This window comes from Microbacterium azadirachtae (genome assembly GCF_000956505.1).
GTDB classification, from domain to species: Bacteria; Actinomycetota; Actinomycetes; order Actinomycetales; family Microbacteriaceae; genus Microbacterium; species Microbacterium azadirachtae_A.
The window spans coordinates 56,286-76,225 of the sequence record NZ_JYIX01000038.1; the positions used below are offsets into that span (position 1 = coordinate 56,286).

A 19,940-nucleotide genomic window follows, 5' to 3' on the forward strand; every position below is an offset into this window, starting at 1 on the left:
CCGGCCTCCGTGTTACTTTCATGGTAGTCATGGGTGACACGACGCAGCGGGCGGTCGAGGTTCACGCGGATCGCTCGGAGGCGGCGACCGCGTGGTGGACGACGGGCCATGGCCGCGGGGAGTTCCGGAGTGAGCCGGTGCGGTCTCCCGGTCCTCGTGAGGCCTCGGTGCGCACCCTCTGGACGGGGATCAGCCGCGGCACGGAGTCGCTCGTCGCGCGCGGCATGGTCCCTCCCTCCGAGCAGGAACGCATGCGCGCGCCCTTCCAGGACGGCGACTTCCCGTTCCCGGTCAAGTACGGCTATTTGAACGTCGGAGTGGTCGAGGAGGGGCCGGCCGCGCTGCGCGGGCGGACGGTGTTCGCGCTGCTCCCGCACCAGTCCCGGTACGTCGCATCCGTGGAGTCCCTGGTTCCCGTGCCGAGCGGTGTCCCGGCGCGGCGTGCGGTGCTCGCGGGCGCGGTGGAGACTGCGGTGAACGTGCTCTGGGACGCGGCCCCCGCCGTCGGCGACCGCGTGCTCATCGTCGGGGCCGGGATGATCGGCTGCGCCCTGGCGCGACTGGCCTGCCGGATCCCCGGTGCCGAGGTCACCGTCGTCGATGTCGATCCGGAGAAGCAGCACGTCGTGGAGGCGCTCGGTGCGCGGTTCGCCGGCGCCGCGGATCCGCCCGGCGAGGCCGACGTGGTGATCGAGGCCAGCGGCTCCGGTGCGGGGTTGCAGATCGCGCTGCAGAGCGCGCCCACGGACGGCGAGATCGTCGTGGCGAGCTGGTACGGCGCCGGACCCGTGCCGCTCGAACTCGGCGCGGACTTCCACTCCCGCCGACTGAGGATCCGGTCGAGCCAGGTCGGGGCGGTCGCGGCGAGCCATCGAGCCCGGTGGACGACGCGGGACCGATTGACCCTCGCGCTCCGACTTCTGGAGGACCCCGCGTTCGACCTGCTGCTCGGGGCGACCGCATCCTGGCGACAGCTGCCCGAAGTGACCGCGGGTCTCGCCGACGGGACGGCGGCAGAGCTCTGCCAGACCATCGATTGGAGCAGGGAATGACTTTCGCCGTGACCGTCCGCGATCACCTGATGATCGCCCACAGCCTCCGCGGCGAGGTCTTCGGCCCCGCGCAGCGGCTGCATGGCGCGACCTATGTCGTCGACGCCTCGTTCCGCGCCGCGGCGCTCGATCCGCACGGGATCGTCGTGGACATCGGGCGGGCTTCGGAGGCGCTGAGGGAGATCGTCGGCGCGCTGTCGTATCGAAACCTCGACGACGAGCCCGACCTCGAGGGCGTCAACACCACGACAGAACGGCTGTGCCAGATCATCGGCGACAGGCTCGCGGAGCGCGTGCGCGATGGCGGTCTCGGCGATGCCCGGCTGACCGGCATCGCGGTGACGCTGCACGAGTCGCACATCGCCTGGGCGTCCTACGAGGTGACGATGTGACCGGCCGTCCGCTCACCTTCCTCGTCCCGGAGGGGATCGACGACCCCGCACGGGTGAGCGGCGGAAACGTGTACGACCGGCGCATGCGCGACGGTCTGGGCTCCCGCGGGTGGCGGGTCACGACCGTCGAGACGAGCGATGGCTCTGGTGCGACGAGCGCGCTTCGCGAGGTGCCGCGCGGAGCGACGGTGCTGGTGGACGGCCTCGTCGCCCTCAGGGCGCCCGAGGCGGTCGCCGCGGCGGCGGCCCGTGTGCGGACGGTGGTCCTCGCGCACATGGTCGCGGCCGCGTTCCCCGACGCGACCGCGCCGACCGTGGCCGCCGAGCGTCTGGCGCTGACGGCGGCCGGCCACGTCGTCGTGACGAGCCGGTGGACCGCGGAAGAGCTCCACCGCCGCGGGCTGGCGGCGCCTGATCGGGTGACGATCGCGCCCCCGGGAGTCGATGTGCCGGCAGAGCATTCGCTCTCCGCTGCGGGAAAGGAGCCGCCCCGGCTCGATCTCCTCTGCGTCGGCGTCGTGGCGCCGCACAAGGGGCAGGACGTGCTGCTCGCCGCACTCGACCGGTTGCAGGGACGGGGCTGGACGTGCCGGATCGTCGGATCCTCGCGGCCCTTCGGCGCCTTCGCCTCCTCGGTGACGCGCGCCGCGCAGCGGTTCTCCGGCAGGGTGCAGCTCACCGGGGTGCTGGACGGTCCGCAGCTCGCCGCGGAGTATCGTCGCAGCGCGCTGCTCGTGGCGCCGTCCCGCGTGGAGAGCTCCGGCATGGCGATCGCCGAGGCCCGCGGCCACGGCGTGCCGGTCCTCGCGGCACAGGTGGGTGGCATCCCCGACACCGTGGCCGGAGGAGGGGCCGTCCTCGTCCCACCCGGCGACCCCGTCGCCCTCGCCGCCGCCCTCGACGCGTGGATGATGGATCCGGCTCTGCGCCGGAGGCTCCGCGCCGAGGCCCGCGCGGCGCGCGCCGGTCTTCCGACCTGGGCCGGCACGGTGGCCGCCCTGTCCACGGCGCTGGAGTCGTCATGAGCTCGCTCTCGACAACCACCCCGTCCTGGCTCGCGCTGCGCGCCTCCGCGGACGACACCGCACGCTCGACCGAGCTCGCCGCTCAGCTCGCACGCCTGTTCCCGCTCGGGCCGGTCGTACTGCACGACCTCGGAACCGGCACCGGCGGCATGATCCGGTGGCTCGCACCGCGGCTGCCCGGTCCGCAGGAATGGGTGCTGCGCGACGGGGATCCGGCGATACTCGACCATCTCGACCTCGACGCCGTCACCGACGATGCCGGGCGGCCGATCCGCGTCACCGCGCTCGTCGAGGCTCTCGAGACCCTGGAGCTCCGGGCGTTCGACGGTGCGTCCGCGGTGACGGCCTCGGCACTGCTCGACGTCGTCACCCGCGAGGAGGCGGCCCGCATCGTGCGCGCATGCGTCGAGGCCCGCGTTCCCGCGCTGTTCAGCCTCTCCGTGACGGGGGCGGTGGTCCTCGATCCTCCCGATGCCCTCGACGCCGCGATCGGAGACGCCTTCAATGCGCACCAGAGGCGGGACGCCGAAGGGCGCCGGCTCCTGGGGCCGGACGCGGCATCGGTTCTGACACGACTGTTCTCCGATGCCGGGTGGCGCACCCGCACGGCCTCGGCGCCGTGGCATCTCGGCGCGGCGGACACGCCTCTGACCGCCGCCTGGTTGGACGGCTGGGTCGGCGCGGCCGTCGAGCAGCGTCCCGAGCTCGCCGACGAGGCCGAGGCCTATCTCGTGCGCAGAGCCGCGCACCTCGCCGAGGGCGCCCTGCGCGTCACCGTCTCGCACCAGGACGTGCTCGCATGGCCGCGGTGAGTCCTGCTCCCGAGGGCGTCGCCGCACACGCGCCGGCCGCATCGGAGACGGGGCGCAACCGCCCGAGGATCCGTCTGGCCCTCCGCGTCGGCGCAGGGATCGCGATCCTCCTCGCGACCGCGCTGGTCGTCGGCTTCGGCCCCTTCCTGCGGGGGATCGCCGCGATCTCGCCGCTGTCCGTGCTGGCGGCCCTCGCGCTGGCGGTGATCGCGACCGCGGCCGCCGCCTGGCGCTGGCGGGTCGTCGCGACCGGGTACGGACTGACGCTGAGCCGGCGCGCGGCGTTCACCGCCTACTACCGGTCGCAGTTCCTCAACGCGGTGCTGCCGGCGGGCGTTCTCGGCGACGTGCATCGCGCATGGGAGCACGGCCGCGATCAGACCCGCGTGGGCGACGCGGCGCGCGCGGTGGCCGTCGAGCGGACCCTCGGGCAGCTCGTTCAGATCGTGCTGACGCTCGCAATCCTGCTGCCGCTGGGCTTCGGGTCCTCGCTCGTGCCGCTCGTGTGGTGTGCGGCGGTGATCGCGGTCGTGGTCGCCGTCGTGGCGGCATCCGCAGCGCTCCTGCCAGGTCCGCGGCGGTTGCTGCGGCGGGAGTGGGCACTGCTGCGCCCTGTGCTGACCCGACCTGCGGCGCTGTCGGCGATCGTCCTGGCATCGGTCCTGGTGGTCACGTCGCACGTCGCACTGTTCGTCGTGGCGGCCCTCGCGGTCGGTCTTCCGGTCGGCGGCGGAACCGCGGCCGTCGGACTCGTCGTGCTGGCGGCGTCCGCGATCCCCCTCAACATCGGCGGCTGGGGGCCGCGGGAGGCGGTCGCCGGAGCCGCCTTCGCGCTCGCCGGCCTCGGCGCATCCGTCGGCGTGTCCGTTTCGACGGCGTTCGGCGTGCTGGCCCTCATCGGCGTCGTTCCGGGCGCGGTCGTGCTGTTGCTCGAACGGAGGAGGAGGTCATGAGCGTACGTCCGTACGTGACGCTCAGCTGCGCGATGTCGATCGACGGGTACCTCGACGGCTCGGCCCCGCGTCGCCTCGCGATGTCGAACGAGGCCGACTTCGACCGCGTCGACGAGGTGCGCTCCCGCAACGACGCGATCATGGTGGGTGCGTCGACGGTGCGCAGGGACAATCCGCGGCTGCTCGTGCGCGACGCCGGACGGCGCGCACGACGGCTGTCCTCCGGGTGCGCCGTGTCGCCTGTGAAGGTGACGGTGACGGCATCGGGCGAGCTCTCTCCTGATGCCGCGTTCTTCACCGTGGGCGACGTGCCGCGCCTCGTGTACACGCCGTCGGAGGGCGAGCGCAGACTGCGCGCCCGGCTCGGCGACCGGGCGACCGTGGTCGGTCTCGGCACGCAGGTCACGATGGCTGCCTTGCTCGATGACCTCGGCGAGCGCCGCGCGGTCCGCCGGCTCATGGTCGAGGGCGGCGGGACCGTGCTCACGCAGTTCCTGCAGGCCGATCTCGTCGACGAGCTGCAGCTCGTGATCGCGCCGTTCTTCGTCGGGGAACCCGGTGCCCCTCGGGCTGCCGCTGCGGGGCGGTACCCGTGGACGGCCTCACGTCGTGCGCGTCTGGCCGACACTCAGCAGATCGGCGACGTGGTGCTCCTGCGCTATGCGCTGTCGGATCGCTGCGACGTCAGGCCGGATCCGGGTGGAACCGCCACCGCGGATGACGCGGCAGCTTCTTCCGAACGCCTATGAGCACCTCCGTCCGGGGCCGGATCCCCTCGGCATCGCGCCTCGGTTCGTCCTCGCGGCGGGGGAGCGGCTTTGCCGCGAAGGCGGTCGCGGTCGCGGCACTCGTCATGGTCCCGCTCGCTCCCGGGCTGCTGGCTGCGGACCGATCCGCCGCGGGGTCGGCCGGTCTCATCGGCATCCCGGTGGAGTCCCTCCTGATCGTGCTTCTGCTCGTGATCGTGCCGTGGCGAGCGGTGCGCCGCGTCCTCGCCGGGATCTTCGGCGCGTTCGTCACCGCCGCGCTCGTGCTCACAGGGGTCGACCGCGGCTTCCGGGCGACCGTCGGCACCCCCTTCGTCCTCGTGGACTGGCCTCAACTCGGATCCGCCTACGGGGTGGTCGTCGACGCGGTGGGCGCCTTCTCCGCCCAGTTGATCCTCGTCGGCCTGCTGTGCGCGATCCTCGCGTGCGCGACGCTGCTGGCCTGGGCCGCGATGCGCGTCGCGCGCATGGTGCGCACGCGTGCGGCGGGACGGGCCGTGATCGCCGCACTCGCGGTCGTCTGGCTGGTCGCGGGCGCCGTGGCGCCGCTGCCGACGGGCGCTCCGCTCGCCGCGGCCGCAGCTGTCGGATCCGTCGAGACCGCGGTGACGCGCACCGAGAGCGTGCTCGCGGCGCAGGCGGCGGTCGCGCGCGCGATCTCGGAGGATCCGTTCGCGGATGTGCCGTCCACGCGGCTCCTTGCGGGACTCCGCGGCAAGGACGTCGTCATCGCGTTCGTCGAGAGCTACGGCCGGGTCGCTCTCGAGGGGCAGGGGATCGCCGAGGGCGTGACGGATGTGCTGCGCGCCGGGAACTCCTCCCTCGCCGCCGAGGGGTACACCGCGCGCAGTGCCTGGCTCACGTCGCCCACCTATGGCGGGCTCAGCTGGCTCGCGCACGGGACGCTGCAGACGGGCGTGTGGACGCCCACGCAGTCGTCGTACGACCAGCTCGTCGCGAGCGATCGTCTCTCGCTGAGCAGGGCCTTCGGCGACGCCGGGTGGCGGACGGTGTCCGACGTGCCCTCGGACTCCGAGACGTGGAGCATCGGGTCGTCGTTCTATCGCTACGACTCCTTGCTCGATGCCAGGGGCGTCGGCTATCGCGGGCCCGGTTTCGGATACGCCCGGATCCCGGACCAGTTCACGCTCAAGCACTTCGCCGACACCGAGCTCGCCGGGCCGCACGATCCCGTCATGGCCGAGATCGACCTGGTGTCGTCGCACACCCCGTGGGCGCCCCTGCCCCAGCTCGTGCCCTGGGAGCAGATCGGCGACGGGTCGGTCTACGACCCGCAGCCTGGTCAGAGCCAGTCCGCCGGCACGGTCTGGCAGAACGCGAAGACGGTCCAGCGCTTCTACGGCCAGTCGGTGCAGTACTCGCTCGGCTCCCTCTTCTCGTTCCTCGAGAACGTCGACGATCCGAATCTTGTGGTGATCGTCCTCGGCGATCACCAGCCCGCCGCGATCGTGAGCGGGCCCGGCGCCTCCCACGACGTGCCGATCAGCGTCATCGCCCGCGATCCGGCCGTCTTCACGGCGATCGACGACTGGGGCTGGACGCCGGGCCTGCGCCCGGGCGGCACCTCCCCGGTGTGGCGCATGGACGCCTTCCGGGATCGCCTGTTCACCGCGTTCAGCGAGAGGCCCTGAACGGAAGCGGGGGAGGGGGCACGTAGGCTGAGGGCGTGGCGAAGAGCATCCTCATCACGTCCATCGAAGGCCACTCCGGCAAGTCGCTGATCGCGCTGGGTGTGATCGACGCGCTGAGCAGGGCCACCGCCAGGGTAGGCGTGTTCCGTCCCGTCACCCGCTCGAGCGATGGCACCGACGACGTGCTGGAGATGCTGCTGACCCGCACCGAGGTCGGGCTCAGCGCGGCCGAGTGCATCGGCGTCGGGTATGACGAGCTCCATGCCGACCCCGACGCGGCACTGGGGAGGATCCTGCAGCGCTATCGGGCGGTCGAGGCGCAGTCCGACGCCGTCGTGATCCTGGGGAGCGACTACACGGACGTGGCGGCCCCCGCGGAGCTCGGGGTCAACGCGCGGATCGCGGCGAACCTCGGGGCGCCCGTGCTGCTCGTGCTCGGTGGTCGCGACACCGCAGGCCACGGCGAGCGCCTCGGTGTCACCGGCGCGCGCACACCCGCGCAGCTGGGCCAGCTGGCCCGACTCGGCGTGGCCGAGCTGGCGCAGGAGCGGGCCGTGCTGTCCGCGATCGTCGTCAACCGCGCCGACGCCGTGCAGCGGGATGAGATCGCCACGGCGGTCTCGGCCGTGCTGGGCGAGCGTCCGGCGGGCGCCGATGACGTGCCCGTCTGGGTGATCCCGGAGGACCGGTCGCTCGTCGCCCCCTCCGTGCGCGGGGTGCGGGCGGCGCTGGAGGGACGCATGGTCCGCGGCGACGAGGAGCTCCTCGACCGCGAGGTGCTCGACGTCGTGATCGCGGGCATGTCGATGGTGAACGTGCTGCCGCGGCTGATCGAGTCGTCCGTGGTCGTGGTGCCGGCGGATCGCGAAGAGGTGCTGCTGGCCACGCTGCTGGCGCAGGCGGCGGGGACCTTCCCGTCGATCGCCGCGATCGTGCTGAACGGGCCGTTCGCGCTGCCGGAGCCGATCGAACGGCTGCTCGACGGACTGGGGCCGCGGGTCCCCATCATCGCGACGGATCACGGCACCTACGACACCACCGTGCGCATCATGAACGCTCCGGGACGCCTCTCCGTGGACGCCCCGCACCGGGTGGGCCGGGCTCTCGCCCTGTTCGAGCAGAACGTCGATGTGCCGGCCCTGATCGCGCAGCTGGGCGTCGCACGCTCCGATGTCGTGACGCCGCTGATGTTCCAATACGAGCTGTTCGACCGGGCGCGCACCGAGCGCCGCACGATCGTGCTTCCCGAGGGCGGGGACGACCGCGTGCTCCGCGCCGCGGGCGCGGTCCTCGCCGGCGGGATCGCGGATCTCGTGATCCTCGGCGAGGAGGTCTCGGTGCGAGCTAGGGCGCGGGAGCTCGGGGTCGACCTGGACGCGGCACGCATCGTGTCGCCCACGGATCCGGACCTGGTGCCGCGCTTCGCGGAGGAGTACGCGCGACTGCGCGCGCACAAGGGCGTCACCGTCGCTCAGGCGGCCGACACCGTGACCGACGTCTCGTACTTCGGCACGCTCATGGTGCACCTCGGACTCGCCGACGGCATGGTGTCCGGCGCCGCGCACACCACCGCGCACACGATCCGCCCCGCGTTCGAGATCATCAAGACGCGGCCCGGGGTCTCCGTGGTGTCCTCGGTCTTCCTGATGGCTCTCGCGGACCGCGTCCTCGTGTACGGCGACTGCGCGGTGATCCCGGATCCCACCAGCGCGCAGCTCGCCGACATCGCGATCTCCTCGGCCGCGACGGCGTCCGCGTTCGGCATCGAGCCCCGTGTGGCGATGCTCTCGTATTCGACGGGGGATTCCGGATCCGGCGCCGAGGTGGAGAAGGTGCGAGCGGCGACCGAGCTGGTGCGCGAGCGCGCGCCGGAGCTGCCGGTGGAGGGGCCGATCCAGTACGACGCCGCCGCCGATGCCGCGGTCGCCCGGGCGAAGCTGCCGGGGTCCTCGGTGGCAGGGCGGGCGACCGTGTTCGTGTTTCCCGATCTGAACACCGGCAACAACACCTACAAGGCGGTGCAGCGCTCCGCCGGCGCCGTCGCGATGGGACCCGTGCTGCAGGGGCTCAACAAGCCGATCAACGACCTCTCCCGCGGCGCGCTCGTCGAGGACATCGTCAACACGATCGCGATCACCGCGATCCAGGCCCAGCAGGGGAGCGCGTCGTGAGCATCGTCCTGGTCATCAACAGCGGATCGTCCTCATTCAAGTACCAGCTCATCGATGCCGACGGCGGCGCCTCCCTGGCCTCGGGCCTCGTCGAGCGCATCGGGCAGCCCGAAGGGCGCGCGGTGCACGTCGATGCCGAGGGCGACGAGACCGAGCGGACGCTGCCGATCCCGGATCACACGGCGGGTTTCCAGGTGATGCTGGACGCGTTCGCGGCGCACGGGCCATCGCTCGCGGAGTTCCCGCCCGCGGCGCTCGGGCACAGGGTGGTGCACGGTGGTGCGCGGTTCTTCGAGCCGACGCTGATCACTCCGCTCGTCGAGATCAACATCGATGAGCTCTCGGCGCTCGCGCCGCTGCACAACCCGGGGGCGCTCCAGGGCATCCGCGCCGCGAAGGCCGCCTTCCCTGACGTGCCGCACGTCGCGGTGGTCGACACGGCGTTCCACCAGACCCTCGCGCCGGCGGCGTACACCTACGCGATCGACCGCGAGCTCGCCGAGGCGCACAGGATCCGCCGCTACGGCTTCCATGGGACCTCGCACAAGTACGTGTCCGAGGCGGCTGCGGCGTTCGTCGGCGGCGAGCGGGAGGATCTGCGTCAGCTCGTCTTCCACCTCGGCAACGGCGCGTCCGTGACGGCTGTGCGCGGCGGGCGCTCGGTGGAGACATCGATGGGCATGACGCCGCTGGAGGGTCTCGTGATGGGCACGCGCTCCGGCGACATCGACCCGGCCGTGCTGTTCACGCTGGCCCGTCGGGCCGACCTGACGATCCACGATCTCGATGAGCTGCTGAACAGCCGCAGCGGGCTCAAAGGGCTTGCCGGCGCCTCGGACATGCGCGACGTCCTCGCCCGTGCCGCCGCGGGGGACGAGGCCGCGGCGCTCGCCTTCGACGTGTACATCCATCGCCTGCGTGCATACGCCGGCGCCTACATCGCGCAGCTCGGCGGCGTCGACGTGATCTCGTTCACCGCGGGGGTGGGGGAGAACAACGCCCGCGTGCGGCGTGAGGCGATGGCGACGCTGGGGTTCGCGGGGGTCGAGATCGACCCTGCGCGGAACGAAGCGCCGGGCGCGGGGATCCGCATCATCTCCACGGAGGCGTCCCGGGTGACGGTGCTGGTGGTGCCGACGAACGAGGAACTCGAGATCGCTCGGCAGACGGTGCAGCTCCTGCCCTGAGACGATCGCGCCGCGGGCGTCAGGCGAACAGGGCGTCGAGCTCGCCCAGATTCACGCGAGGGCCCGGGCTCGCGGCTTTCCGATTCGGCTCGGCGATCCGGGAGTCGACCACCGTCATGCACGCGAGCGCCTCGCTCGTCAGGAACCGGCTCGGCTTTGCCTGCACGTGACGGGCGGTGAACGCGGTCGGGTGCGTGGGGAGCGTCGCCGGGGCGTAGACGCTCAGAGTGTCGCGCGCGCGGGTGAGACCGACGTAGAACAGACGGCGCTCTTCCTCCAGCCCTGCCGGCGAGGTGAGAGCCATGTCGGACGGCATCGCGCCGTCCGTGGCACGGAGGAGGTGCACGTGCGACCACTCCAGTCCCTTGGCGGAGTGGATCGTGGACAGCGTCACCCAGTCCTCGTCCAGATGCGGTTGCGCGGCCCAGTCCCCGGCGCGCGTCACCGGATCGATCGCCTGCTCGCTGACGAACGTGCGCAGGTCGTTCTGGCGACCCGCGGCCTCGGCGATCTCCTGGACGTCCGAGGCCCTGCGCTGCCAGTCGGGATAGTGCTGCTCCAGCAGTCCCGACATGGCGTCATGGCAGGCCTCGACCAGTTCGGACACCGGGGACTCGGCGTCGACGACACCGAGCAGTGAGAGCGTGGTCGCGAGTCCGACGCGGGCAGTCGGGGGTGCGGCGGCGATCGCCTCGGATCCTCCGCCGATGCCCTGATCCGCGAGGATGCCGGCGAGACGCCGTGCGCTGACCTTGCCGAGGCCGCGGTGCCTGGTGAGCAGTCGGTACCACGCGATCTCGTCGGCCGGATTGAGCACGACGCGGAACGCGGCAAGGAGGTCTCGCACATGCGCGGTCTCGAGGTAGCCGATGCCGCCGAATTTGACGAACGGGATGTCGCGGACCTTGAGCTCCACCTCGAGCATCGCGCTGTGCGAACCGGTGCGCATGAGCACGGCCTGCTCTCGGAGCGGCACGCCGTCGGCGTGGACGGCGAGGATCCGGTGGGCGATCGCTCGGGCCTCCTCATCGGCGTTCTCGCAGCGCACGAGCTCGGGCCGGGGTGCGGCTCCCGCCCTGTCCGCGACGAGCCGGATCGGGAAGTCCTCCGGGCGGGCGGCGTTGGCGAGGTCGAGGATCGGCTGGGTGGAGCGGAAGTTCCGCTCCAGGCGGATGAGCTCGGCGTCGGGATGGCTGTCGAGGACCTCCTGCAGCTGTCCGGCGCCGGCGCCGCGGAAGCCGTAGATCGCCTGCGCGTCGTCGCCCACCACGGTCAGACCTCGGCCGTCGGGGGTCAGCCCTCGCACGATGTCCGCCTGCACGCGGTTCACGTCCTGATACTCGTCGACGAGCACCCAGTCCCAGCGCGTGCGCAGTCTCGCCCCCACGTGGGGATCGCGCACGAGCGCGCGCCATGCCACCAGCAGGTCGTCCAGGTCGAGCAGTCCGCGGGCCCGTTTGCGCTGCGCATAGGCGCGCAGGAGCCCCATGATCTCGTCCGTGTGTCCGAGCGCCCACGGGAACTGGTCCGAGATCACCTCGCGACCTGGCTTCTCCAGGCTCACCGCGCGGGACGCGATGTCGGCCATCGCCCTGCTCGTGGGCATCCGCCGGTCGGTGCCGTCCAGACCGTGTTCGCTGCGCAGGAGATCGAGGAGGTCGGTGACGTCGTCGGGCGCCAGCACGGTGACATCCGCGAGACCCAGGTGCTGCGCGTACTCGGCGACGACGCGGTGGGCCACCGCGTGGAAGGTCCCTCCGGCGATGCGCTGGGCGAGCGCCGTGTCGCCGACCATCGCCGCCGCGCGTGCGGTCATCGCGGCGGCCGCGCGCCGCGTGAACGTGAGGAGCAGTATGCGCTCGGGCGGCACGCCTGCGTCGATCAGCCGGGCGACCCTGCTCGTGAGCACTCGGGTCTTCCCCGTGCCGGCGCCGGTGGCGACGACCAGCGGCCCCTCGCCGTGCTCGACGGCACGCCGCTGCATCTCGTCCAGCTCTTCGACCACGTCTGTGCTGCTCACGGATGAGACGGTATCCGCGCCCTCCGACATCGACGCTCGGCGGGGAGCACGATACGCGATGCGCCACGCCCGGCCGACGAGCGCTGTCCGTGGGCTGCCCGCCGATCGGGTATGCTCTTTACCTGTGCCTCAGGCACGGAAAACCCCTAGGGGCGATTGGCGCAGTTGGTAGCGCGCTTCCTTCACACGGAAGAGGTCGTCGGTTCGAGTCCGGCATCGCCCACCAGAGAAAGCCCTTGGTCGAGACCAGGGGCTTTCGTCATTCCCAGCCGGTCACGCGCACCCCACTGCTGTAACCTTTGGGTTGCAGGAGGGTCTTCGCCTCGACTCTCCGGAGCGTCATAGGAGGCACGTCCATGGGGAGCACCGACCGCACAGAGGCCGCCGTCGTCGACGAGGGGGCGTTCTCGGTCACGCGGAGCATCGCCATCGCCGCGCCTGCGGCGAAGGTCTGGCGCGCGATCACCGAGCCGGAGCATCTGTCGCTGTGGTTCGGGCGCACCGTGCTCGATGGCGCGGGTGTCGGCACGATGACCTTCGACGATCACGGCGCCGTCCCGATCCGGATCGAGTCGATCGACGCGCCGCGGTCGGTGACCTACCGCTGGAGCAACGACAACGCCCTCGGACGAATGCCGGACGAGATCGACGAGGAGAACTCGACCGTGTTCACCTTCACCCTCGAGGCCGAGGGGGAGGGGACGCGCCTCACGGTGGTCGAGTCCGGCTTCGAGCGGACGTCGGATCCGATCGCGAACCTCGAGAGCCACCGGGAAGGCTGGAACATCGAGCTCGACAAGCTCGTCGCGCTGCTCGGGGGCCACGAATGACCCCGTCGCTCGTCGCGGTCTTCGCCGCACTGGGAGACGAGACGCGGTGGAGCATCCTCGCCGCCCTCGGAGATGGGGACGCATCGGCATCGGCCCTCGCCGAGAGGTTCCCTGTCTCTCGGCAGGCCATCGCGAAGCATCTGACGGTACTCGCGGAGGTCGGCCTGGTCGAACCCGTCCGCGTGGGACGCGAGGTGCGCTACCGCGTCGTCGGCGCGGAGCTCAATGCCACCGCGCGGCGACTCGACGAGATCGGTCGCCAATGGGAGAACCGGCTTGCGGCGATCAAGGAGATCGCCGAGAAGCTGTAGCCCCTCGCTCCGACATTCTGCAACTTAATGGTTGCAGTGGTGGTTCCGGATGTGCAATTCTGAAGTTGCACAACAACACGGAACGGGAGGCGGCATCATGCTGCTCGAGAACAAGGTCGTACTGATCCACGGTGGTGGCGGGTCGATCGGCGCCGCAGCGGCGAGGGTCTTCGCACGAGAGGGCGCGCGGCTGTTCCTGGCCGGCCGGTCGCTCCCTCGCCTCGAGGCTGCGGCATCCGCGGCCAGGGCTGAGGGAGGAGACGTCTCGGTCGCCGTGGTCGACGCCATGGATCAGGTCGCCGCCGACCGGCATGCCGGCGACGTCGTCGCGGAAGCCGGGCGCATCGATGTCGCGCTCAACGCGGTCGGCTTCGACCATGTGCAGGGCCTGTCGATCGGTGACACGTCGCTCGATGACTATCTCCACCCCGTCGTCGGCTACCTGCAGACGAACTTCGTGACGGCGAAGGCCGTGTCGCGGCACATGATCGCGCAGCACAGTGGCGTCATCCTGACGATCTCGACGCCGGGGGCCCGTCTGACCGGGCGCGGACTGATCGGCAATGCGGCGCAGTCCGCGGGGCTCGAGGGCTTCTCCCGGGCGCTCGCCGGCGAGCTCGGACCCGACGGCGTGCGGGTGGTGTGCGTGCGCCCGCATGCGATCTCCGACGCGCTGGAGACGTCCTACACGCGGGAGATGTTCGGCCGCATCGCCGCTGCCGGCGATGTCCCGATGGACGAGTGGGTCGGGGGACTCGCGGGCACCACACTGCTCGGGCGTCTCCCGGTGCTCGACGAGGTCGCCGAGTACCTCGCATTCGCCGCATCCGAGCGCGCCGCCTCGATGACGGGAGTGATCGCGAACCTGTCGGCGGGCGCGCTCGTCGACTGAGCCGAGGGGCGAGGATGCGGGCGTGCCGGAGGGGGAGGGCGATCGTCGCGATCCCCTTCGGCGCCCCACTGGACACGCCCGAGAACGGGCCCCGGTTTGGCGAAGCCCCGAACCTCGGCTAATGTATTTCAAGTGCCCGGGACACCGGGGAAAACACAAAACGCGGATGTAGCGCAGTTGGTAGCGCACAACCTTGCCAAGGTTGGGGTCGCGAGTTCGAGTCTCGTCATCCGCTCCAGTGCTGAAGCCCCTTCGGGGGCTTCGGCATGTGGGTTCGAATCCACATGGTGGCGTGGCCGAGAGGCTAGGCACCGGCCTGCAAAGCCGTTTACACGGGTTCGAATCCCGTCGCCACCTCGCTTCTCATAAACTGAATAGCCTGAACAGGCGCGATTGGCGCAGCGGTAGCGCGCTTCCCTGACACGGAAGAGGTCACTGGTTCGATCCCAGTATCGCGCACACAGAAACCCCCGGTCCTCCGGGGGTTTTTTTCATGTCCTCAGCTGGCGGGTGCTCATCCCGTGATCGCACCGAAGATCACCCGAACGGCGAGCACCACGACGACGACGCCCACCGCCAGGTCTGTCCATGTCGCGACCGTCTCCTGCGGGTTCTTGCCCTTCTTTGGCAGGTGCATGAGGCCCGCGATGAGAAGGAAGACGCCTCCGGCGAGCGCCGCGGGCAGGGTCCATCCTGGAATGAGCGCGAGCAGTCCCGTGAGTCCCATGGCGATGTTCGCGGTGCCGAGTTCGCGCGTCAACTGCAGCTCCTGCACGCTCGGTGCGGTCGAACCGAGGATCTCGGCGGTCCGCCCCTTGCCCGACACCTGTGCGATCCCGGCGGCGAGCAATCGCGTGCCCACTCCCCAGAACGCCCACCATTTGCCGAACACGAGAATCGGATCCCCGCCGATCGCGAGCAGCTCGATCAGCCCGCTGACGAGCGGCAGAACGACGGTCTGCCCGATCACGATGATGAAATAGCCCATGGCCTGCTCCGATGCTCTGCGGATGCGACTCACGTTGCGAACTCATCGTGCCAGCCCGTACGGCACCGCACCAGGTGTCGACGGCACGACCTAACCTGGGCTCATGCGGAAGTCCCTGTTGGTGACGCTGTCGGCGGGGACGGCCGCGGCAGGGATCGCGTTCCTGCTGTGGGGTGAGGTCGTCTCGGGGCGCGCGAGCGTGCGAAACCTTGAGCGGGGGCGGTCCGGTGCGCGGCGCACCGTTCTCGTGCTGGGATACGGCAATCGCGGACCACGGGCGAACGCCGTCAACCGCTACCGGGTGCGCGCCGGGCTGCGCACGGTGCGGAGCGTCGACGACCTGCTGATCTTCTCCGGCGGCGCAGTGCGGGGGCCGGAGCCGGAAGCGGTGGTCCTCGCCCGTTACCCCGTTGATCAGGGATATCCCGGACAAATCCTTCTGGAGGCGGAGAGCCGCTCGACCGAGGAGAACATCCGGAACTCGATCCCGCTGCTGGAGGACGCGGAGGAGATCGCGATCGTCTCGAACGCGCTGCATGCCGAACGCGCCAGGGGACTGCTGCGGGCGCGACGGCCGGATCTCGCCCTTCGGCTCATCCGTGCCGACGACTACCGGTTCGGCGAGATCCCCGTCATCAAGGCCGTCTCCGCGGCGCTCGCTCTTCTTGAACGCCGTCGGAACCGCGCGGATCCCGCCGCGCGCTAGGTTGGACGCTGCGCATCCAAGGGGTTGGGTGTCCTAGGGGTTGGGGGAGAGCATGACGAACGCGGTCGAGCGGTACCGGCATGGGCTGAGCCCGATGCGCGGGCGCGCACAGCATGAGAAGCACCGGGCGGCGACCCCGCTCGAGGCGCTCTACGACCTGGTCTTCGCGGCGGCGTTCGGCGTCGCCGGGGTGGAGTTGGCGAAGGGCGTCGACGCCGGGCACGGGGGAGCCGCGATCGGAGCCTTCGCCTTCGCGGTCGCCGCGATCATCTGGGCGTGGATCAACTTCTCCTGGTTCGCTTCGGCGTTCGACACGGACGACTGGCTGTTCCGGGTCTTCACGATGGTGCAGATGGCGGGCGTCATCGTGCTCGCGATCGGTCTGCCGACCATGTTCGCGTCGCTCGAGGGCCATGGTGCCTTCGACAACCGGGTCATGGTGTCCGGGTACATCGTCATGCGCGTCGGGCTCCTCGCCCAGTGGCTGCGGGCGTCTCGCGACCCCGCGTACCGTCGGCACGCGCTCACGTACGTGCTGTTCGTCGCCGTCGCGCAGATCGGCTGGATCGTGGTGGCATGGGCGCCGCTGCCGCTCGGCGCCGCCTTCGCGGCCGCTGCCGTGTGCTGGCTGATCGAGCTGGGCGGACCGATCGTCGCCGAGCGCAAGGGCGAAGGCGGACAGCGTGGAACGCCATGGCACCCCCACCACATCGCCGAGCGGTATTCGCTGCTGACGATCATCGCGCTGGGCGAGACGGTGATCGGCACGCTCGCCGCCGCGCAGGAGGTGTCCCATGAGAAGGGCTGGTCCGGGGACGCCGTGGTCGTGATCGGCGCCGGCGTCGCGATGACCTTCGCCCTGTGGTGGTCGTACACGATGATGCCGTCGGGCCCGATCCTCGCCGTGCACCGCAATCGATCGTTCGTGTGGGGCTACGGGCACGCCTTCATCTTCGCGAGCGTCGCCGCCGTCGGTGCAGGACTGCACACGATCGGATACGCCTATCGGCACGAGAATCCGCTCGCCACACCGGTCGTGATCCTCATGATCGCCGTCCCGGTGATCGTGTTCATGGTGTCGATCTCGCTGCTGCACTCCTACCTCGTGCACTCGCTCATGAAGGGGCTCCCGCTGCACGCGATCGCGATGGTCCTGCCGCTGCTCGGGATTCTGCTCGCCTTCGCAGGACTCCCGCTGTGGACGTGCCTGCTGGTCGTGCTCGCGGGCCCTGTCTTCGTCGTGGTCGCGTACGAGGCCGGAGGCTGGCGGCTCGCGCAGCGGCACCTGGACGAGGCTCTGGGCCGCGCCGTGGACGGCACGCCGGAGAGGGCGGCGTAGGATTCTCCTATGGACTTCGCCCGGCTGACGCACGCGACCGCGGTCGCGGTCTCCGGCACGCGAACTCTCAGGGCCTGAGCGGGCAGGGCGCGATCGCGCCCGAAGCTGAGCCGAGACCATCGCCAAACTGGAGAACTTCCTTTGTCTGAGAACCCCGCGTCCGCCCCTGAAATGCCGTCCTACCCCTGCGACGGCTTCGCGCTCTACGGCGCGAACGGCCCCTTCAGCGACCGTTCCGTCGTCGCCATGCTCGTCAACGGGCAGCAGAAGGACCTCGCCGCCGTCGTGAACGAGGACGACGACGTCCAGCCCATCACGATCGACAGCCCCGAGGGCCTCGCGATCCTGCGCCACTCCACCGCCCACGTGCTGGCGCAGGCCGTGCAGCGCATCAAGCCGCAGGCCAACCTCGGTATCGGCCCGCCGATCACCGACGGCTTCTACTACGACTTCGGCGTGGAGACCCCGTTCACCCCGGAGGACGTCAAGGCGATCTCCAAGGAGATGCAGCGGATCCAGCGCGAGGGCCAGCGCTTCGTGCGCCGGGTCGTCAGCGACGACGAGGCGCGCGCCGAGCTCGCCGACGAGCCGTTCAAGCTCGAGCTCATCGGGCTCAAGGGCCCCGGCGCCGACAAGACCGAGGGCGCCTCGGTCGAGGTCGGCGAGGGCGAGCTGACCATCTACGACAACGTGGCCAAGGACGGCGAGGTCGTCTGGAAGGACCTCTGCCGCGGCCCGCACCTGCCGAGCACCCGCATGATCGGCAACGGCTGGGACCTCACGCGCATCGCCGCGGCCTACTGGCGCGGATCCGAGAAGAACCCGCAGCTGCAGCGCATCTACGGCACGGCCTGGCCGACGAAGGACGAGCTGCGCGCGTACCAGCAGCGCCTCGAGGAGGCCGCCAAGCGCGACCACCGTCGCCTGGGCAAGGAACTCGACCTCTTCTCGTTCCCCGATGAGATCGGATCCGGCCTGTCGGTCTGGCACCCTCGCGGCGGCATCATCCGCGGCGAGATGGAGCAGCACGCGCGCCGCCGGCACATCGCCGCCGGGTACAACTACGTGTACACGCCGCACATCTCCAAGGAGGACCTGTTCCTCACCTCCAACCACCTCGTCACCTACCGCGACGGCATGTTCCCGCCGATCCGGATGGACGAGGAGCGCGACGCGGACGGGCACATCACGAAGCAGGGCCAGGACTACTTCCTTAAGCCCATGAACTGCCCGATGCACATCCTCATCTACAAGGAGCGGGCCCGGAGCTATCGAGACCTGCCGCTGCGTCTGGCGGAGAACGGCACGGTCTACCGCAACGAGCTCTCCGGCGCCCTGCACGGGCTCACCCGTGTGCGCGGCTTCACGCAGGACGATTCGCACCTGTTCGTGACGCCGGAGCAGCTGGAGACCGAGGTCGCCAAGGTCCTCGAGTTCATCCTCTCCATGCTGCGCGACTTCGGGCTCAGCGACTTCGAGCTCGAGCTCTCGATGCGCGACGACGAGAAGGACAAGTGGATCGGATCCGATGAGTTCTGGGACTACTCGACGGATGCGCTCCGCAACGTCGCGCTGGCCTCGGGGCTCAAGCTCACCGAGGTTCCCGGCGAGGCGGCCTTCTACGGGCCGAAGATCGACCTGAAGACCACCGACGCGATCGGCCGCGTCTGGCAGCTCTCCACGGTGCAGGTCGACCCGAACCTGCCGGAGCGGTTCGGACTCGAGTTCACCGACAAGGACGGGCAGAAGAAGCGCCCGATCATGATCCACCGGGCGCTGTTCGGCTCGATCGAGCGGTTCTTCGCGATCCTGCTCGAGCACTACGCGGGCGACTTCCCGCTGTGGCTCACGCCGGTGCAGGTCATGGGCATCCCCGTGGCGGACGAGTTCGCGGACTACCTCGATGACGCCGTCGCGGCCCTGCGCGAGGCGGGCGTCCGTGCGGAAGTCGACCACTCCGACGAGCGGATGCAGAAGAAGATCCGCAACCACACCACGGGCAAGGTCCCGCTCATCCTGATCGCGGGGGAGCAGGACCGGGCCGCCGGCACGGTGTCGTTCCGCTTCCGCGACGGGACGCAGGAGAACGGTGTGCCGCTCGCCGCGGCCGTCGACCGTGTGCGCCGTGCGATCGAGAGCCACGAGTTGATCCAGACGGCGGGCGACCTGGCATGACCATCGACGGGGGCGCCGCCCAGGACGCGCAGCTGGAAGACGCCGCGCACCTGGCCGGCGTCCCCGACGAGTTCCAGCGCCTCTGGGTGCCGCACCGGATGACCTACATCCAGGCGGGCCCGGAGCCGCTGCGCGAGGAGTGCCCGTTCTGCGAAGCGCCGAAGCATCCCGATGAGGAGCGGCTGATCGTCGCCAGGGGGCGTACGGCCTACGTGCTCCTGAACCTGTTCCCGTACAACTCCGGCCACCTGCTGGTGTGCCCGTACCGCCACATCGCGACCTATGACGAGGCGACCGCGGAAGAGGTCGCCGAGATCGGCGCACTCACGCAGACGGCGATGCGCGTGCTCAAGGCGACCTCGCGCTGCGACGGCTTCAACATCGGCATGAATCAGGGCGCCGTCGCCGGGGCCGGGGTGGACGCGCACCTGCACCAGCACGTCGTTCCGCGATGGAACAGCGACGCGAACTTCTTCCCGATCATCGCGAAGACGAAGGCGCTGCCGCAGCTGCTCGGCGACGTCCGCAACACCGTCGCGGCGGCCTGGCCCGCCTGAGACTCTCCCCGGGGACGTTGAGCGAGGACGGCGAAGCCGACCGAGACGAAACGCGGTTCCCGTCGGAGTACCGCCGTTTCGTCTCGCTCCGGCTGCGCCGGTGCTCGCTCA

At 70.6% G+C, this 19,940-nt stretch carries 18 protein-coding genes and 4 tRNA genes; 20 read left to right on the top strand and 2 right to left on the bottom strand.

Annotated features, from left to right (window positions below; all coding sequences use genetic code 11):
* Positions 1-29: 29 nt before the first annotated feature.
* From RS86_RS14690 to RS86_RS14730, 9 genes are read left to right on the top strand one after another with little or no spacing between them, the layout of a single operon-like run.
* The gene (locus tag RS86_RS14690) at positions 30-1,052 is read left to right on the top strand and encodes a zinc-dependent alcohol dehydrogenase (protein WP_045273028.1); all 1,023 of its coding nucleotides are present in this window, start codon (positions 30-32) and stop codon (positions 1,050-1,052) included.
* A complete protein-coding gene (locus tag RS86_RS14695; RefSeq protein ID WP_045273029.1) occupies positions 1,049-1,444 on the top strand; it encodes a 6-pyruvoyl trahydropterin synthase family protein in 396 nt (131 codons plus the stop codon). Before RS86_RS14690 ends, RS86_RS14695 begins: the two co-directional genes overlap by 4 nt.
* Complete coding sequence (locus RS86_RS14700; protein ID WP_045273030.1) at positions 1,441-2,469, top strand: glycosyltransferase family 4 protein; 1,029 nt, start codon at positions 1,441-1,443, stop codon at positions 2,467-2,469. Before RS86_RS14695 ends, RS86_RS14700 begins: the two co-directional genes overlap by 4 nt.
* The gene (locus RS86_RS14705) at positions 2,466-3,281 is read left to right on the top strand and encodes a class I SAM-dependent methyltransferase (RefSeq protein WP_045273031.1); all 816 of its coding nucleotides are present in this window, start codon (positions 2,466-2,468) and stop codon (positions 3,279-3,281) included. The genes RS86_RS14700 and RS86_RS14705 overlap by 4 nt, the downstream gene beginning before the upstream one ends.
* A complete protein-coding gene (locus tag RS86_RS14710; protein ID WP_082076811.1) occupies positions 3,269-4,234 on the top strand; it encodes a lysylphosphatidylglycerol synthase transmembrane domain-containing protein in 966 nt (321 codons plus the stop codon). Before RS86_RS14705 ends, RS86_RS14710 begins: the two co-directional genes overlap by 13 nt.
* Complete coding sequence (locus tag RS86_RS14715) at positions 4,231-4,983, top strand: RibD family protein (RefSeq protein ID WP_045273032.1); 753 nt, start codon at positions 4,231-4,233, stop codon at positions 4,981-4,983. The genes RS86_RS14710 and RS86_RS14715 overlap by 4 nt, the downstream gene beginning before the upstream one ends.
* Positions 4,980-6,653: a hypothetical protein gene (locus RS86_RS14720; RefSeq protein ID WP_052680298.1), complete on the top strand. Its 1,674-nt coding sequence runs from the start codon at positions 4,980-4,982 to the stop codon at positions 6,651-6,653. The genes RS86_RS14715 and RS86_RS14720 overlap by 4 nt, the downstream gene beginning before the upstream one ends.
* A 35-nt stretch (positions 6,654-6,688) precedes the next feature.
* Positions 6,689-8,824, top strand: a complete 2,136-nt coding sequence (gene pta, locus RS86_RS14725) for a phosphate acetyltransferase (RefSeq protein ID WP_045273033.1) — start codon at positions 6,689-6,691, stop codon at positions 8,822-8,824.
* Positions 8,821-10,011 (top strand): acetate/propionate family kinase, encoded by a 1,191-nt coding sequence (locus RS86_RS14730; protein ID WP_045273034.1) that lies wholly within the window; start codon positions 8,821-8,823, stop codon positions 10,009-10,011. Before pta ends, RS86_RS14730 begins: the two co-directional genes overlap by 4 nt.
* A gap of 19 nt (positions 10,012-10,030) precedes the next feature.
* Here RS86_RS14730 and RS86_RS14735 read toward each other — a convergent pair whose 3' ends face one another.
* On the bottom strand, positions 10,031-12,031 hold the full coding sequence (locus RS86_RS14735; RefSeq protein WP_160299696.1) for an ATP-dependent helicase: 2,001 nt from the start codon (positions 12,029-12,031) through the stop codon (positions 10,031-10,033).
* Positions 12,032-12,181: 150 nt separating this feature from the next.
* Here RS86_RS14735 and RS86_RS14740 point away from each other — a divergent pair.
* From RS86_RS14740 to RS86_RS14770, 7 genes are all read left to right on the top strand, one after another.
* A tRNA-Val gene (locus RS86_RS14740) sits at positions 12,182-12,257 on the top strand.
* A gap of 130 nt (positions 12,258-12,387) precedes the next feature.
* A complete protein-coding gene (locus RS86_RS14745; protein ID WP_045273036.1) occupies positions 12,388-12,861 on the top strand; it encodes an SRPBCC domain-containing protein in 474 nt (157 codons plus the stop codon).
* Positions 12,858-13,172 carry an ArsR/SmtB family transcription factor gene (locus tag RS86_RS14750; RefSeq protein WP_045273037.1) on the top strand — a complete coding sequence of 105 codons (315 nt, stop codon included), beginning with the start codon at positions 12,858-12,860 and terminating at the stop codon, positions 13,170-13,172. Before RS86_RS14745 ends, RS86_RS14750 begins: the two co-directional genes overlap by 4 nt.
* A gap of 97 nt (positions 13,173-13,269) precedes the next feature.
* Positions 13,270-14,064 (top strand): SDR family NAD(P)-dependent oxidoreductase, encoded by a 795-nt coding sequence (locus tag RS86_RS14755; protein ID WP_045273038.1) that lies wholly within the window; start codon positions 13,270-13,272, stop codon positions 14,062-14,064.
* 162 nt (positions 14,065-14,226) lie between these two features.
* A tRNA-Gly gene (locus tag RS86_RS14760) sits at positions 14,227-14,302 on the top strand.
* Between the two features lie 48 nt (positions 14,303-14,350).
* Positions 14,351-14,421: transfer RNA gene (locus tag RS86_RS14765), tRNA-Cys, on the top strand.
* 30 nt (positions 14,422-14,451) lie between these two features.
* Positions 14,452-14,523 (top strand) — tRNA-Val (locus RS86_RS14770).
* A gap of 55 nt (positions 14,524-14,578) precedes the next feature.
* Here the strand turns inward: RS86_RS14770 and RS86_RS14775 are convergent.
* Positions 14,579-15,085 carry a hypothetical protein gene (locus tag RS86_RS14775; RefSeq protein ID WP_152642191.1) on the bottom strand — a complete coding sequence of 169 codons (507 nt, stop codon included), beginning with the start codon at positions 15,083-15,085 and terminating at the stop codon, positions 14,579-14,581.
* Between the two features lie 70 nt (positions 15,086-15,155).
* Between RS86_RS14775 and RS86_RS14780 the strand changes: the two genes are divergently transcribed.
* The 4 genes from RS86_RS14780 to RS86_RS14795 all read left to right on the top strand — a co-directional run bounded on the left by RS86_RS14780 (position 15,156) and on the right by RS86_RS14795 (position 19,829).
* Positions 15,156-15,758 (top strand): YdcF family protein, encoded by a 603-nt coding sequence (locus RS86_RS14780; protein WP_045273040.1) that lies wholly within the window; start codon positions 15,156-15,158, stop codon positions 15,756-15,758.
* A gap of 52 nt (positions 15,759-15,810) precedes the next feature.
* Positions 15,811-17,097, top strand: a complete 1,287-nt coding sequence (locus tag RS86_RS14785; RefSeq protein ID WP_200892820.1) for a low temperature requirement protein A — start codon at positions 15,811-15,813, stop codon at positions 17,095-17,097.
* Between the two features lie 171 nt (positions 17,098-17,268).
* The gene (thrS, locus tag RS86_RS14790; RefSeq protein ID WP_045273041.1) at positions 17,269-19,272 is read left to right on the top strand and encodes a threonine--tRNA ligase; all 2,004 of its coding nucleotides are present in this window, start codon (positions 17,269-17,271) and stop codon (positions 19,270-19,272) included.
* Complete coding sequence (locus RS86_RS14795; protein WP_045273042.1) at positions 19,269-19,829, top strand: HIT family protein; 561 nt, start codon at positions 19,269-19,271, stop codon at positions 19,827-19,829. Before thrS ends, RS86_RS14795 begins: the two co-directional genes overlap by 4 nt.
* The last annotated feature ends 111 nt before the right edge of the window (positions 19,830-19,940 follow it).